Source organism: Flectobacillus major DSM 103 (assembly GCF_000427405.1).
In the GTDB taxonomy this organism is placed as follows: domain Bacteria; phylum Bacteroidota; class Bacteroidia; order Cytophagales; family Spirosomataceae; genus Flectobacillus; species Flectobacillus major.
In genome coordinates, this window is the sequence record NZ_KE386491.1 from 3335751 (window position 1) to 3353588 (window position 17838).

Below are 17838 nucleotides of genomic sequence, written 5' to 3' on the forward strand. Positions count from 1 at the left end.
GAAGATGCTTTTTATCAGTAGAGATGTAATGCTTCGCGGCTAAAGATGTGTCATTCTGACATTTAATAGGCAAAAGGCGGTCGAAAAACTAATTTCGATCGCTTTTTGCATGAATAGCTAATAATTTTCTATCATTTGAGCAATTGATAAGCCTCCTCAATATTCTCTTGACGCCCTCATGAATCTCAGCAAAGACTCATAGAGAGTTTTTAATATTACCTAAAATTCGGGATGACTCATATTTTTTATTATTTCCACATTATATCCCTTCATATTATACGAAAATATCACACTCCAATCTGCTTCATTGAGCATTTTCCTCATTATCCTATTTTTTACAAATACCACTCACAGAAAACTGCAAGCCTCTATTATATTTTATCTATTATTCAGTATATTAGACATATTTTTTACTTAACATCAATAAGTAGTCTCAACCTTAAAATCATTAATACCCCATAATGATTTCATTCAAAAACTTTCCTTAGGGGTAAGGAATACCTATTAATCATGAAAAACATCTTACCTATCCAGTCCATTCTGGCCGTCATGGCTACGATTCTTGTGCTAAAGCATATTTCACCCAGTTGTCAACCTCAATAAAAAACTAAGCCAAACGCCTAATTTAATACCTTCTTATGAAACCTTTACTATTAGCAATACTCCTATTGTGTGTTACTTTTTCGTCTATCTATGCCCAAAAAGCTAAAGCCGATTCAGTAAATATTCCCAAAGATACAGTCACAAATGTTGTGACAGCTAACGGTATCTTGGATCTAGTACCTCAGTTAACCCCTAAATCGCCCAATGTGGCAGCATTAGGGCGTTATGCCGAATATCCTGTGAGTATGTTTACGGGGCTACCCAGTATCGAAATCCCCATTTTTACCATTGATGTTAATGGTATTAGTGTTCCTATTAAATTATCTTATCATGCCAGCGGACACAAAGTAACCGATGTGGCTTCTTTTGTTGGATTGGGGTGGGCCCTCCAATTTTCGGGTTCAATAACACGCCAAGCAAAAGGGCTACCCGATGAGATTAATGCAGGATTATTGGGCAAAAATATCCCTATCGATATTCAGGCTAGCCTGGGGGCCTCATGCTACAATCAAGATGTTCAGTTTACCTATCAGCAAATGGCCGAAAACAATATTGATACCGAGAGAGATATTTTTTCGGTTAATATCCCTAACAAAAGCAACCAGTTTATTCTTCGTAATCTCACTGATTATCAATGGCTCAATCCAGAGGTGTCCAAAATTAAATTTACTAAAAGTACCAACAACAGCAATAGCTTTTTTGAGCTAACCGATGAAAGTGGTACACAATATTTGTTTGATGAACCCGAAGTTACCAATGGCATAGGTATAAGTGCTTGGTTGCTCAAAAAGATTCAAGGAGTTCGGCCACAAGACAAAATCTTATTTGAATATTATGCGGGCTCCAGTTATACCCGAACCCACGACATCATGGAAGCCCTAACCATCAATGACAATGGTACAGGGAGTGTGCCGTCGGGTGTACCCATGTTTACTCCTAGCTCTAGCCCTCCTATACCCGACCTGATTTCTATTAATAATGCCGTAGAACAAAAACTTCCTCGGTTTATTTATTTTCCTATGGGAAAAATTGAGTTTGTCTTAGAAACAAACGACAGACAAGACGGACTAGGAAAGGCTCTTGATAAAATCAAGGTATATGCTTACAATGTCTCCACGCAAACCTATCTACTAAGCAAATCCTATGATTTGGTATATCTGTACCGCAATCGTCAAGACAATACTCCTGTTTTGTTCTTAGACGAAGTTAGAATGTTGGATAATACTGATACTGAAATAGGAAAATATCAGTTTTCTTACCATACTGCTGTAGCATTGCCTAGTGTTCAATCAAAGTCGAAAGATTTTTGGGGGTATTACAACGGAATCAACAATACTACGCTAATTCCTGCCCAAAATATACCAATGGTATATCAGAATGCCTACCCCAATACTGGAACATTGGCCATTGGAGGCGGTAATCGTGAAAGCCGAGAAGACTTTATGAAAGCTTGGATTATCGCTAGAATCGCCTACCCTACTGGTGGTTATACCGATTTTGAGTTTGAAGCCAATCGGTATTTTGATGGAACAGCTCAGCAAAAAGTAGGTGGCCTTCGTATTAAAAAAATAACCAATATGGCCAGTACTACGGCCATCCCTGTTATTAAATCGTACAAATACGGACAAGGAGAAAATGGCAATGGCCGCTTAAGAGAATCCTTAAGCCTGCAATACGAAACAAAACAAAAAGTTATTTATTACAATACTACCGTGTCGGGACAGCCATCGTCACCACTTTACACCTACGATACCCGCAGGTATACCTCTAATCTTACAGGCCCACTGTTTCCCAACGAAGGTAGCCCTGTAACATATACATACGTCACTGAATACGAAGATGCTGGCTCGGCAAACAACGGAAAAACCCTTTATCAATTTAGAGACGACACCGATACCAAAATAACCTTGAACAGAGGGGCTAAATTTTTTGTGAATAGCAAACACTGGAATAGAGGACAGTTACTGAGCAAACAGGTGTATGGAAAAGACAACTTGCTCAAATATAGCCAATTCAATACCTACCTTGTTATGGCTTCGGGCAATACCCCCGATTTTTGTGGCCGTTTGTTACAACTCCAAAATATTTACCAAAACTTTAGGCCCAACTACGCTCAGGGGGCATCTATCTGTTATTACAATACCGACGATGCCACCCCTGCCCAAACCTATTTCTTTGGTTATGGCACCACCAAGTTGGTGAAATCGGAAGAATTTTTCTATGATAATCAAGATGCCAATAAATTTACCCAAAAAACTTCTTATACCGACTACGACCCTAACTTCCTGTTACCCCGTTTAAGCAGAACCATCGTAAATGCTGGCGAAATTAGGGGTAAAAAATTCTTCTATCCTTTTGACTACGGCACAATACCTACCTCCAAAACAGGGGAGCTATTGGCTATCAGAAGAATGCAGGAAAAAAACCAGTTAAATATCCCTATCGAAGAAGTAAGCTACCGCAAAAATAGTATCTCCGACAACGATTCATTGGTATCAGGGGCAAAACTTACCAGTTTTTATAGTTTTGAAGATGCCTCTGTAAGCAAGTATACCCTTCCTGCCAGTATTTATTTATTGGAAAGCCAGCAATTTAATATTTTAGGGGCTAATCCTTATCAGAGCTCAGCATCGCGTTTTGTGGCCAACCCCAACGCTTATAGCTCGGCTTTACCCAAGCACGAACTCTATGAACAAAAGGTAGCCATGGACTCTTATGATACCCAAGGCAACCTTACCAGCTATTCTATCAGCAATGGTGGACGAACAGACGCTTTTGCCTATCAACAATTCACTCATGATGGTGTCCTATTAAGCCTACTTACAAGCCAAACACAAGATAACGGAGGGCTCAACCACCAAACCTTTTTTACCTATACAACTCCCCTATTGGGTGTAGCTTCTATAAAAGCTCCCAATGAAACATTTACTTATTTTGAGTATGACTCCTTTGGAAGGCTCAAAACCATCAAAGACCATAATACCAATGTCCTCAAAGAGTATGCCTACAGCTTTCCCAACCGTAATATAACTGAGTGGCTACCAAGAACAGCCCTCACGGTAGTAAACGCAAATACCCCTACTACACAAGCCCTAAAAACCGTTAGTTATGTAGATGGACTTGGACGAGAACTCCAAAAAGTACTAGCTAATGCTTCGCCCGATGCAAGCAAAGATATTATTGCCACCAGTCTTGTATACGATGCTTACGGACGACCCCACAAAAGTTTTTTGGCAACACCTAGTACCCTTGCCAATGGGAGTTTCTTGGCCGATGTACTTACGCCTGCAAAAGCCTTTTATGATAACGACAACAACCCTTTCAACGAAACAACTCTTTTTGACGAATCGCCCTTAAACCGTCCACTCACAAGCTTTGGCCCAGGAAGTGCATGGCGAACTGCCAATAAAGCCATCAATACACAGTACAACGTTGCTCCTGCCAATACCATCAAACGGTTTAAGGCATCGTTAAGTGCTGTTTTTTGTAATGTAGAAGGGCAACCTTCTACCATTGATTATTATGGCCCCAATGAATTACAGAAAAAAGTAACAACCTCTGAACAAGGCAAACAAACCATCGAATACATCGACCTACAGGGGCGTACAATTCAAAAGGAAGTTGAAGCCGACAACGCCGAAAAACTCACAACAGCCTATGTATATGACCTTTACGATAGGCTAACCTATGTTGTACCACCACAGGCATACAAACTTTTCTCAACCAACAAAACCTATCTGCTAGACAACGAGACAGCCTCTTTAGAAGGGCTATACGCCTACAAATATGACCGCAAAGGACAGCTTATTCAAAAACATATTCCTGGCCATAGCACTTTTGAGCAAATCATTTATGACCGTCAATACCGCAAAGTAATGTCTGCCGATGCCCAAGACGACGCTTTGGGGTATTGGCAATATATCAAATACGACAAACTCAATCGACCTGTTATGTCGGGATTGATTTTTTTACCTACAGGAACCACCCGTGCTACCATCCAAAGTAGTTTTGATACACAAACCATTGTGTCGGAAGTACGTTCTAGCAACACCCCTTCTGGATACCTCAACAACTCTTTCCCTAGCACATACAACCCAAGTGGCGATACCACGGCAGCAGGCACTAATATCAAAACCATTACCTTTTACGATAACCATACCTTTTTGCCAAGCAACCACTATAATTTTGATGCCACCAATGCCTATCATTCCCAATGGTCAGAGAAAAAAGGCTTGATGACTGGCTCAGTTGTCCGAAACCTAGAAACCAACGACTGGTACAAATCTGTCAACTATTATGATGAAAAAGGAAGAGTTATTCAAACATTCAACCAAAACCATTTGGGCGGTATCGACCGTACCGATTTCCAATATCGCTTTAATGGAGAAATCCTTGCCACTAGACTCACACAAAAAAAACCAGGGGCTAATGATTTAGTAGAACTCTATGAATATTCCTACGACCACGTAGGAAGAAAAACCGCTTTTTCGCATAATAGCAAAGTTGTAGCCAAATATCAATACGATGAAATAGGGCGGTTAAAAACCAAAACATTCGCTCCCGCTGGGTCAGCCCAATACTCCACTAAAACGGGCGAATGGAATGACAAAGAAATTTGGCAATCGGGCAATCTACCTTTAGCCAACGATAACGTAACCATTAATCAAGGACATATCGTAACTATTCCTGATGGACAAATGGCAACGGCGGCTATACTCAATACTATTGGTACACTCAAAAACTTTGGTACACTAGCAATGGGACAAAACCAAAGCATAGATTTATATACCCAAAGTTACAAATACCATATCAGAGGTGGGCTAAAAGGAATCAACCTCGATGCCAATAACAACCTAACCAATAGCCTATTCAGCTATAAACTTACCTACGAAGAAGACGGTACTTACTACGACGGAAATATCAGAAACCAATATTGGAAAAGCAACATCGACGGTATCCAAAGAGCATTTCAATATACTTATGATGGAGCATCAAGAATAACCGCTGCCGCTTATGGAAGTACCAAAGCTGGTGAAAACTATGCCCTAAATAATGTAAATTATGATGCCAATGGCAATATTACCAATCTATCAAGAAACGGATGGAAAAATAACAATACCTTTGGTTTGATTGATAACTTGAATTATACTTATAATACCAACTCCAACAAAATACTAAAGGTAGATGATATAAGTGGAGAAACAGCAAGCTTTAGTGATGTTTCAGGGAATGATTACACCTACTGGCAAGATGGCTCTTTAAAATCAGACAATAATAAAGGTATTTCACTCATTGAATACAACTATTTGAAGTTACCTAAAAAGGTGGTACAAAATGGCGTAGCTACTTTGTATCAATACGATGCCACAGGCAAAAAATTAAAAGAAACGATTGGTTCTGATATTACCGATTATTCTGCCAATAAGATTTATAAAAACAATACCTTATATCAGATTTCGCACGATGAGGGTAGAATCGTAAACGGTGAGTATGAATACAATATCACAGACCATCTAGGCAATCTAAGAGTAGCCTTCAAAGATTCACTAGGCATAGCCAAGATTACACAAGCTAATGCCTACGGTGTTTGGGGGGAAGATTTGCCGACTTTGAGTTATCAAAATACCTCGAACTTAAATAACTTTAAGTTTACAGGTAAGGAAAGCTTACAAGGAACTGGCTACACCGATTTTGGAGCAAGATGGTATGATAATATTGTGCCTCACTTTATCACTCAAGACCCAATGGCGGAAGTAATGTTTAGCCAATCTTCATATAATTATTGTTTCAATAATCCTATTTCATTTTTCGATAGTGATGGTATGGTTCCCCTTCCTATGATTATTAGATTTTCACAAAGGGGCAGGGGGATTTCAACAAATTCTTGGAATCCTGCTCATAATAAATTCCGAGCCCATAAAGGAATAGATTTAAAGACAGGCGGAGTCACTGGATTAAGTGTTTCCGCAGCAGCAAATGGGATTGTTGATAAAATTGGGTGGGACAAAAAAGGGTGGGGGCGATATGTAATTATTAGACATGAAAATGGATATTTCTCATTATATGCCCATCTAGAAAAGAATGGTGTTCAAGTAAGGGTGGGCGACCAATTATCTAATGGTCAAAGTTTTGCTCGTTCAGGAAATACCGGTGGAAGTACAGGTCCCCATTTACATTTAGAATTTAGACGTAAACAAAATGAAAACGACAGTTTTAAAAAATCAGAAATATTGAACCCTTATGAAATAGACGACTTACAAGTCTTAATAGATGATGAAGACAGAAAGAATATAGATATTGATGCGGGTTTTATCAAGGCTAGAGATATTAGCTTTGGAAATAATAGCTTACCATCTTTTAAGTTACCTCCAATTATTAAAATAAGTACTAATTTTACCACGGGAGGAGACTTTAATGTAAATTCAGTGCCTTATAAAAATTATATACAAGAAAAAAAGAAAAACAGTGAAAGTAGTCCTATTACAGGTGCACATGATTAATGAAATAAATTCCCATTTAAAATTAAAAACAATGAAAAAAACGCTTGAACATTCGTATTGTTTTATAAGAATATTTTTTTTGATTTGCGTTCTGAGTCAAGTCACATATTTGAACTGTACTGCTGATACTAAAAATCAACAAGAGGGACAGCAGTTAGCCATTGTAGAGGAAAATTTTAATGACTTTTATAAAAAATTTTATAGTGATAGCCTTTTTCAAGTGTCAAGAGTTGTTTTTCCTTTAAAGGGTTTTAATTCTGATGAATATGATGAAGAATTAGGAGATAAAAATCCGCCCTATTTTTGGAAAAAGCAAGGTTGGCATTTTTTAACTACTCTTGAAAAATATTACTTAAAAATTGATAAGAAAGATTGGGTAGAAGAATATAAAAAAGTTATTAAACATAATAAAGATTCAACAGTTTTAGAAAAAATATATATTGTCGATTCTGGATACATTATAGAACGAAAATTTAAGAAAATTAAAGGGAAATGGTTTTTAATATTTTATAGTTATAAAAATTTTTAAATCTATATTCAATAAAAACATAAGTCATCTCTAATAATTCGAGATGACTTACATTAATCTCTTCCAAATTCGCTTTTGATTTAACAATTTTATCAACATATCAAGCTTCGTCGTTAACTCTTCGAAACATATCTAATTAGTTCTACTAGCATCACCAAAGGCTCAAACATTAAAATACTCAGCTATGAATATGACCATTTAGGCAGAAAAACAAAGTTTAAATACAACCTAAACGGCAATGAAAAAAACATTGCCCGATACATCTACGATGAAATAGGACGGTTAAAAAGCAAACAATTTAACCCTACATCAGTCATTACAAGTTCTCAAACTGGAGATTGGACAAACCCCAATACATGGCAAGGAGGTCTTTTACCTTCTTTATCTGACTATGTAAGCATCAACCCTGGGCATTTCATCACAATTCCTACAGGAAAAATAGCCACCGCAGGAAGTTTATTCAATGCAGGTACATTACAGAATTATGGGACATTAAACTTAGGTAGTTTGTCGGTAAACACCAATGCAGGAATATTACAAACCCTTGATTACAAATACCATATCAGAGGCGGGCTAAAAGGTATCAACCTCGACGCCAATAACAACCTAACCAATAGCCTATTTAGTTACAAACTTACCTACGAAGAAGACGGTACTTACTACGACGGAAATATCAGAAATCAATACTGGAAAAGCAATATCGACGGTATCCAAAGAGCCTACCAATACAACTACGACGGGGCTTCGCGTATCACCGCTGCCACTTATGGAAGTACCAAAGCTGGTGAAAACTATGCCCTAAATAATGTAAATTATGATGCCAATGGCAATATTACCAATCTATCAAGAAATGGATGGAAAAATAACAATACCTTTGGTTTGATTGATAACTTGAATTATACTTATAATACCAACTCCAACAAAATTCTAAAGGTAGATGATATAAGTAATGAAACAGCCAGTTTTACCGATGCAACAGGAGCTACTGATTATACTTACTATGCTGATGGCTCTTTAAAATCAGACAATAATAAAGGTATTTCACTCATTGAATACAACTATTTAAAGTTACCTAAAAGAATCGTAAAAGGCTCAACTACGATTTTATACCAATACGATGCCACAGGCAAAAAATTAAAAGAAACCATTGGTTCAGATATTACCGATTATTCAGCCAATAAGATTTATAAAAACAATACCTTATATCAGATTTCGCACGACGAGGGTAGAATCGTAAACGGTGAATATGAATACAATATCACTGACCATTTAGGTAATCTAAGAGTAGCGTTTAGAGATTCTTTGGGCGTGGCTAAAATAACGCAGAAGCAGGATTATGACCCATTTGGAGCAGAATTACAAAAAACAAGCTATTTAAAAACAAATTGGAAACAATCGGATTTTAAATTTAGTAGTAAGGAATCTGAGCCACATATTGGATTAAATGATTTTGGTTGGAGAAGACAAGACCCAATTTTAGGGCGTATGTGGGGAATTGACAATAGAGCAGAAAAGTATTATAGTCAAAGTCCTATGCAGTTTGCTTTGAACAATCCAATTTCTGTTGTTGAAGTTGATGGTGATACGACTCAATATTATGACATTAATAACAATAGTTTAATATCAACAATTAATGATGCTTCTTCATTAAACAGAATAAAGATAAATCGTCATATTTACGATAATGTTTTTGCACAATATAGTGGCGTTGATTTGACTAATCAGAATAATGCTTTTGCTTTTGTTGGGGATGCTACATATTTAGCACAAGAGATTGAAGAAGCAACAGGGCTTAATGTTTTAGCCCAAGAAACAGGTACATTATCAATGGATTTCATAGGTAGTGCTAATCCTGATAATCCTAAAGAAGCTAATGGAAATCTAAATGTAAATTCTCACTTTGATGATGGTAGTAAATTGAAAATTGCGAGTTATTCAGCAATAGGAGGCCCTTGGGGTAATGGTTCTCCTGAAAATGGGAATTACAGTGCTGATAATCTAAGGGTTAGAAACTCTCCAGATGGAATGATTAGAAATGGGGTTGGTTTTAGTATGGATTTGAACCCTTCATTTAATACAGGAAGAAGTCTTTTGCGGATTCATCCAGACGGAGGAAATTATATTGGAACTCAGGGATGTATAGGGTTACAATGTACTGGACGACAGTTGACTAAATTTTATAATTCTATGAATGGATATTTACAAAACCATTCAAATATAGGTGTTAGCGTAAATATTGAAGGAAATCCAAATAATAATGGGCGTTCAAACCGACGAAGAAGAAACAATGGAGAATAAACCTTTTTTTATAATATTATTTTCACTAATAATATTAATTTTCACTAATAAGGTCAATGCTAATTATGACCCTGATACTTCTCTTAATGGTAAAATATTTCTTTTAAATAGTAAATCTATAAAAAGGGAGATGGGAGATATTATGCCAAAATTGGACACAAAAGCAAATCTTCCTGATATTATTTTTTTAAATAAAAATGGAAATCAATACCTGAGGTTAATTTTTCATCCTGGTGACTTTAAAAACAGTTTTTCAAAATTTGAAGTAGGATACTCTATACCAGAACTAAAGAATAAAAGTAGATTGAAATTTACTGAATTTTATACAGAAAGAGGAATTAAACTTGGTATAACAAAATCTAAGTTTTTATCAATAATAAATCATCGAATCAAAAAAGATAGTAAAAAAGAAGAATATTTATTGGAATTAAATAACCCAAATGACCCCTTTCTTGAAATGTATGGCTTACCTGCCTATGAAGCTAAATATATTTTTAAAAATAACATTTTAGTTAAATTTTATTTTGGATTCAAATATCCATGATTTTCTAATTAGCTTAATGATTTCTGTTAAGCTAAATTGTAGCATTAATTGGCGGGTCTTTGGGATGCCAATAATGATTTAACCAATAGCCTATTCAGCTATAAACTTACCTACGAAGAAGACGGTACTTACTACGACGGAAATATCAGAAACCAATATTGGAAAAGCAATATCGACGGTATCCAAAGAGCCTATCAATACAACTACGACGGGACTTCTCGCATCACCGCTGCTGCTTATGGAAGTACCAAAGCTGGTGAAAACTATGCCCTAAATGACGTAACTTATGATGCCAATGGCAATATCACCAATCTATCAAGAAACGGATGGAAAGCTAACAATACCTTTGGGCTAATTGATAATCTCAATTATACTTATAATACCAACTCCAACAAAATACTAAAGGTAGATGATGTTTCAGGAGAAGAGTCAAGTTTCAAAGATGTATCAGGTAATGATTACACCTACTGGCAAGATGGCTCACTCAAAAGCGATGCCAACAAAGGCATTACGCTCATTGAATACAACTATTTAAAGTTACCTAAAAAAATCGTAAAAGGCTCAACCACGATTTTATACCAATACGATGCTACAGGTAGAAAATTAAAAGAAACGATTGGTTCAGATATTACCGATTATTCTGCCAATAAGATTTATAAAAACAATATCTTGTATCAGATTTCACATGATGAAGGACGAATTGTAAACGGTGAATATGAATACAATATCAAAGACCATCTAGGCAATCTAAGAGTAGCCTTCAAAGATTCACTAGGAATTGCCAAGATTACACAAGCTAATGCCTACGGTGTTTGGGGGGAAGATTTACCAACTTTGAAATATCTTAATACACCTAACTTAAATAATTTCACCTATCAAGGAAAGGAATTGATTAGCCAGACAGGCCAATATGACTTCGGAGCAAGAATGTATGACCCCATTATTGGACGTTGGGGTATTATAGACCCTAAATGTGAGTTAATGAGACGTTGGTCGCCATTTTGTGCGTTTTACAATAATCCGCTCAGATTTATTGACCCCGATGGGATGATGCCAGATGATTATTTTAATAAAAAAGGAGAATATTTAGGTACAGATAATGCTTCAACAGACAATGTTAGAATTATTGATCAACAAGTTTGGAATGAAAAAAAATCTTCGGATGAAAAAGGTAATGACATAATTGAGCATAAAGTGGGAGAAGAGAATTCGCAAAAATTCTCTGAGGCAAATCTTGATTCAAAATCGACATTAAGTGTATATCAACATTACAATCCAACAGATTTAAAATTAGAAATTTCTGAACAAAAATTCCCCAATGGTAAATCGGCTGCAGGAGCAGCATTGTCAATAACATCGGTAGGTGAAAAAGTAACGGATAAACATATTGATGTTTTTGTAAAGGGAAATAATGAACAAGGTATTGCTGATCATGCTAATGAGATTAAGAATGTTTTTGTACATGAGAAACAGCACTATAATGATTTTAAAACTTTGGGAATAAAAAAATATAATAATATGGCTACCCAAACACTTGAACAAAGAGCTGTTTTCACACAAATCAATGACCCTACATTTTTAAATACGCGAAACGGATTTCAACGCTCAGCAAAAGCATATGGTAGTCAATATAAACTTAATTTCAGTATAACAACAATACCCCCTTTAAAATGAAAGCTTTATTTTTATCTAAAATATTTATTTTTATTGCCTTTTTTTCTTCTGGACAACAAATCATTTTTCAGATTGAGAAAATAGAGGTATTTAAGTCTAATAAGAGTATAACCACTTTTTCATCATGGGATTTTCATAAACCAAATATGGTTACTTCTACTAAAATAATTAATGGAACAAAAGATACTATTAGATTTGAATTTGAGCCTTCAAACTGTTATCTGAACCTCAATTTGACAAACAAAACAGAGCGAATAGATTTAAATTATGCCTATCATAATGAACTTGACGGATTTACGATATTTCCTGAAAGTAAGATGGAACTACAACTAATGTGGCACATTAACGATAGAACTTTAAGTAAAATGAACAAAAAAGTACTGATAAAAAAAATGCAATCAGCTTATATCACAATAGAAAGTAATAATAAGAAAATAGTTTCATCAAAAACAAATAAAATATTTTGCAACACTATCATCCCCTAGTTTAAGTTTTCTTAGGACGAATCGTAAACGGTTAGTATGAATACAATATCAAAGACCATTTAGGAAATTTAAGAGTAGCCTTCAAAGATTCACTAGGCATAGCCAAGATTACACAAGCTAATGCCTACGGTGTTTGGGGGGAAGATTTACCAACTTTGTCATTCTTAAAATCTGCTTGGAAAGCTGATAATTACAAGTTTACAGGAAAAGAGAGTTTACAAGGAACTGGCTACACAGATTTTGGAGCAAGATGGTATGATAATATTGTGCCTCACTTTATCACACAGGATGTGTTAGCAGACAAATTTAGACGACACTCACCTTATAGTTATTCCATTAATAATCCCATTAGATTTGTAGACCCTACAGGAATGGCTGTTGAGTCTATCGAAGGAGGTGTCAAATTTACAGGAGACGATGCTAAAACGGTAATGGCTATTTTAAATGGTCAAAAAAAGAATATTTATATCGATATTACAGCTGATACTAAGGAGCAAAGCACTACATCAAAAGCTAATTATAAAAATTGGGCTACTTTTGCAGTGTCAAGTTTCAGTTTAGCGAGCGATGTTATCAGTATTTTTAAAGACAATACTATTAGAAACATGGTTATTGAGGCTCATGGCATCATGAGAACCCAGGGAGGTTCTTTTTTGGATACCTATATAAGACCTGACGAAAATGATATAAATACAAAAATTACACTTACCAGCTTAAAAGAATTCAATAATGGTGGGTTCAATGTTACTTCTTCCGATAAAACTCAGATAATGGCTCTACAGAACATTATGAGTAAAGTTGTAAATGAGGGGAATTGTATTATGAATATTTGTAATACAGGGGTGTTTGCAAATGAATTTGCCCAAAACTTTGCAAAAGAGTTAAGCACACTTTCAGGAAATAGGCTAAATATCTATACACCATCAGGTTATGCTTTAGGTAGAACCAATCAATATAACCCCAATCAAGGTGCCACTTTTATTGGTGGTGGTTTATCTGAAAGTAGTTCAACAACTTGGAATAAAATTACTAGAGGATATATAACTCATATAATAAAAAATATTGTTCTAAGCGACAGTAATAACCCCGTTGAGTTTAAATAAATTTCAAGAAATATGAGAAAAATAAAAAATATACTCATCATAACATGTTTGATTCAAATATATAACCACTTGGTCTGTGTTGGTCAAACGAAAGTTATTCGGGGTACAACAGAAGAAGTACCTGATTCAATTATAATTAGGATATCTCCTAAAAACTTTGAACAATTTCGCTCTAATTCTTTAATCTTCTTTTCAAAGAAAAAAAGATTAAAAATTATTGCTAAGCATAAATTTGGCACAGTACTTTCTTTCTGCATTTATGTAGATAAAAATGGAGAGTTTGTTAGCGCTCTTACTAATAAATTAAATAAAGTAGAACAAAAGGTAGTACAAGATTATATTGGCATTATAATTAAAAAGACGGCTTGGAATTTAGATACTTATGTTTCTTACCCTACTAATACAGACAAACAACTCTATTTATTATGGGTAAATATTCATATTAGAAATGATAAAAAAATAAGAATTGGTGTTACTCCATCTACAAGTTTTCATTCACCAGAATACATTATCTTTTAAATAGACTCCTGAAAAAGACTAAACATGACTACCAAACCATAATTACCAATCATAAGGTTTTAGAGCCACATAGATTGAAGCTAGATTTGACCTTGGGAAGTGTAACTGATTATTCAACTAACTTCTTTTACAAGAATAATATCCTTTATCAAATTGGCTACGACGAAGGAAGAATTGTCAATGGTATTTATGAATATAATATCACTGACCACTTAGGTAATCTAAGAGTATCATTCAAAGACTCCGCAGGAATTGCCACACCTCTTCAAAGCCTATTCTACGACCCGTGGGGTTTGTCGATGAAAGGGATGCAGATAAATAAAAATAGTACTAACTTTAACAAGCACCAGTATAATGGTAAAGAGTTACAACTAGAAACTGGATGGAATGATTTCGGAGCAAGGATGTATGGAGCTGCAGAAGGGCGTTGGTGGACGATAGACCCACTGGCGGAGGCACTCAACAATGCTTCTCCATTCGTATTTTCTTTGAATAATCCAATTTCATTTAAAGATATTGGAGGAAGTTTACCTATCTTGATTAATGGAAGGGTAGCTGATAACTCAGAAAGAGGAAATCCAAAATATTGGGCACACCAAATATTGGCTACTATTCGTAATTCTGGTATCCCTAATCCACATTCAACAATTAAAGATGAATTCTATTTTGTAGATGGAGATAGAGGTGTTGTAACAGATTATGGCAGAAGTTATGCTGACCCAAGTGCTGCAACTGAAGCTGGTTCTAGAGAGATAGGAGGATATTTACAAGCAAAGGAAGACTTTTCTTCAATATTATCATTACTTCATAAAAATACAAAAACAGGAAAAATTGATGAAACCATTCAAATCTATACACATAGTAGAGGTGGAGCATTTGGACAAGGATATTTAGAGGGTTTATTAGAAATGATAAAATTAAATTCCAGTTTATTTGCAGAACCTGATAAGGTGATAGACTTAGTTTTAAATCTAGCACCACATCAATCGGGTTTCATACCAAATCATCAGACAATTTCTAATAATTTTTCGATGCATGATGACGGAGATATTCTCTCAGGTAACAGAATGAAAAGTGTAAAAGCAGCTTTTTCTTTTGATAGTGCCAAAGGAGTTGGTGCTTCACATCGAAATAGTTCATTTGCAAATAGTCTTAATACCTTTTTACAAGTTTATCAAAATGGTACAAATAATAATGTCATTAATGACTTCATAAACCAAATGCAAAATCTATATGGTATTGAAGTAACTGTACATTAACCATGAAAAACCATATTCAAAAGCTATTTATAGCTTTTAAAAACATACTTTAAATCATGAAAAAAAAACTAATTATAATATCTCTGAATATAATATGTTTCATATTGCTTCGATATCTGAATATCCTGATTATCTTTTTGATAGGAGGCTATGCCAGTAACTTGTCCAAAGATTCTTATTGGTATTTACTTCCCTCATTTTTATTACAAGCTTCTAGTATAATTTATGTTGCTAATAAAACCCAAAATAAATTACACTATACTGGCCTTCTTGTAATAAGTATTTTATTTATAGGTTCATACTTACGACTTATTCCTGAAATCATCTTACCATATTAAATCCTTAATCTACTTAGAATCAAGATTACACAAGCTAATGCCTACGGTGTTTGGGGGGAAGATTTACCAACTTTGAAATATCTTAATACACCTAACTTAAATAATTTCACCTATCAAGGAAAGGAATTGATTAGCCAGACAGGCCAATATGACTTCGGAGCAAGAATGTATGACCCCATTATTGGACGTTGGGGTATTATAGACCCTAAATGTGAGTTAATGAGACGTTGGTCGCCATTTTGTGCGTTTTACAATAATCCGCTCAGATTTATTGACCCCGATGGGATGCAACCTGGAGACTTGTATGACCAAAAAGGAAATCAAGTAGCTACTGACAATGTGAATGATGGAAAAGTATATGTCGTAACAGACAAGCAAACTCTAAAAGATTTTAACAAAACGAAAGGTGTTGATGTAGTCGCAAATGCAGGCGCGGTAAATTCAGCCATAGAATTGCCAAGTGCTTTTGTGAGGGCTGAAATGGGGAAAGCCGTTGATAGAGCGGAATCACCAAGCGGAAAAGATTTAAAAGGTGGGTTTCACGAAGAGGGAGGTATTTTGGAGAAGGAGCAGATGGACAAGAAACGGTAATTAATGCAAAACCTGGAGCATATTCAGACCCAAGTAAAGTGGATAGAGCAGAGGTAGATGTATTTAGTGGCGAGACAAGTTCTAATTACATGAATACTGTAAAAGGGACTTTTCATACTCATCCTTCGGGTAGTGTTACAAACAATGGAGCAACAAGTTCATTTATACAAGAGCCATCCAATATCACAGAAAGTAATGGAACAAGAAGTGGAGATATTCCCAACGCACAAGGTAAACCATACAATTCTTATGTGCTATCACCTGGGGTGAACAAGGTTTTCATTTACAATGCAAGTGGAGTACAAGCAACATTCCCTTTAACTCAATTCAGAACTATCAAATAATTTCTATTATGAAAAAGATATTAATTTTGGCATTCATCTTATACTCTATGAAATTAGTAGGACAAGTATCAAACCAACTTAGTGAAGATAGTACAGATATTTATGTATTTTCTTTTATAGAGTATTGTAAGGCTATTAAAAAGCACCATACGAATACTAAAAGTATTTACATTTGGGGTAAAACTTTTTATTCAAGAGTATTACCTGAGTCAGTTTTAGATATTAAAATTGAAAGAATAAATGATAAATTGCTACATAAACTATGTAATAAAAAGAAGTATATTTTCATTACCGAAGTAATCCCTCTTTTAAATGAAAATAACAATTTTTATGTTGGAATTATTCCTTTCAAAGTAACTGAAAGTAAAAAAGGTTTCAATTTTGAAAATCAGGGAGGTATAAATTTTAATTACTCATTTAACAAGGATACAGGGAAATTTACATTTATTAACTCCAAAGGTGGTATACCTGTAATGAAATAAACAGAAAAATCTACCACTGGTATCCATAGCCATAATTTCTTCCGACTATGGATACAAACATTTAACCAAAACCATTGGGGAAACATTAACCGAACTGATTTCCAACTAAACGGCAATGAAAAAAAGACTTAAAGGAATACTTTTATTTTTGATAATAGCCTACTTAGCTTCGTTTCTTACCAATTTATATATAGAGAGAACTACACCAAAGTTTATAAATGATTTGATTGAGCAAATGAAAAATGATAAAAATTTAATGAACTTGATTGGAGGGTATCATTCTTTTGAATATCACTATAGCTCAAATGAATATGAGAATGCGGACTCACTGCATTTCGATGGAATAATTACAGGTAATGTAAAAATAGTACATTTTAAGGGCGTTGCTAAAAAAATAAAACAGGCTGAGGAGAAAAATAATCATGAATGGGAAATTATACATTTTGAAAAGTCTATTAAGTAAACCTTTTTCCTTATTCTCTTACAGAAAATGTAAAAGAATTTGATAAAGCAAGTTTATTAACTAATGAAAAATATTCATTCAAGAAATAATAGCAAAAGCCCCGAAC

The 17838-nt window shown here is 35.0% G+C and carries 13 protein-coding genes; all 13 read left to right on the plus strand.

Annotated elements, in window-relative coordinates; translation table 11 throughout:
- Positions 1-638 precede the first annotated feature (638 nt).
- The 13 genes from FLEMA_RS70535 to FLEMA_RS70590 all read left to right on the plus strand — a co-directional run bounded on the left by FLEMA_RS70535 (position 639) and on the right by FLEMA_RS70590 (position 17732).
- On the plus strand, positions 639-7103 hold the full coding sequence (locus tag FLEMA_RS70535; RefSeq protein ID WP_044172089.1) for a DUF6443 domain-containing protein: 6465 nt from the start codon (positions 639-641) through the stop codon (positions 7101-7103).
- Between the two features lie 31 nt (positions 7104-7134).
- Positions 7135-7632, plus strand: coding sequence for a DUF4348 domain-containing protein (locus FLEMA_RS70540; RefSeq protein ID WP_159102698.1), 498 nt, complete (start codon positions 7135-7137; stop codon positions 7630-7632).
- Between the two features lie 507 nt (positions 7633-8139).
- Complete coding sequence (locus FLEMA_RS70545) at positions 8140-9930, plus strand: RHS repeat domain-containing protein (protein ID WP_044172092.1); 1791 nt, start codon at positions 8140-8142, stop codon at positions 9928-9930.
- Positions 9890-10474, plus strand: coding sequence for a hypothetical protein (locus tag FLEMA_RS70550; RefSeq protein WP_044172093.1), 585 nt, complete (start codon positions 9890-9892; stop codon positions 10472-10474). Before FLEMA_RS70545 ends, FLEMA_RS70550 begins: the two co-directional genes overlap by 41 nt.
- Positions 10475-10522: 48 nt before the next feature.
- Positions 10523-12148, plus strand: a complete 1626-nt coding sequence (locus FLEMA_RS70555; RefSeq protein WP_044172094.1) for an RHS repeat domain-containing protein — start codon at positions 10523-10525, stop codon at positions 12146-12148.
- Positions 12145-12633: a hypothetical protein gene (locus FLEMA_RS70560; RefSeq protein WP_044172096.1), complete on the plus strand. Its 489-nt coding sequence runs from the start codon at positions 12145-12147 to the stop codon at positions 12631-12633. Before FLEMA_RS70555 ends, FLEMA_RS70560 begins: the two co-directional genes overlap by 4 nt.
- A gap of 107 nt (positions 12634-12740) precedes the next feature.
- A complete protein-coding gene (locus FLEMA_RS70565; protein WP_262486535.1) occupies positions 12741-13736 on the plus strand; it encodes an RHS repeat domain-containing protein in 996 nt (331 codons plus the stop codon).
- Between the two features lie 12 nt (positions 13737-13748).
- The gene (locus FLEMA_RS0129635; protein WP_044172098.1) at positions 13749-14255 is read left to right on the plus strand and encodes a hypothetical protein; all 507 of its coding nucleotides are present in this window, start codon (positions 13749-13751) and stop codon (positions 14253-14255) included.
- Positions 14256-14329: 74 nt separating this feature from the next.
- On the plus strand, positions 14330-15514 hold the full coding sequence (locus tag FLEMA_RS70570; protein ID WP_044172099.1) for an RHS repeat domain-containing protein: 1185 nt from the start codon (positions 14330-14332) through the stop codon (positions 15512-15514).
- A 362-nt stretch (positions 15515-15876) separates the two neighbouring features.
- Complete coding sequence (locus FLEMA_RS70575) at positions 15877-16443, plus strand: RHS repeat domain-containing protein (RefSeq protein WP_262486536.1); 567 nt, start codon at positions 15877-15879, stop codon at positions 16441-16443.
- Between the two features lie 38 nt (positions 16444-16481).
- On the plus strand, positions 16482-16787 hold the full coding sequence (locus tag FLEMA_RS70580; RefSeq protein WP_144080118.1) for a hypothetical protein: 306 nt from the start codon (positions 16482-16484) through the stop codon (positions 16785-16787).
- Positions 16788-16795: 8 nt separating this feature from the next.
- On the plus strand, positions 16796-17269 hold the full coding sequence (locus FLEMA_RS70585) for a hypothetical protein (RefSeq protein WP_144080119.1): 474 nt from the start codon (positions 16796-16798) through the stop codon (positions 17267-17269).
- Positions 17270-17384: 115 nt separating this feature from the next.
- A complete protein-coding gene (locus FLEMA_RS70590; protein WP_044172110.1) occupies positions 17385-17732 on the plus strand; it encodes a hypothetical protein in 348 nt (115 codons plus the stop codon).
- Positions 17733-17838 lie beyond the last annotated feature (106 nt).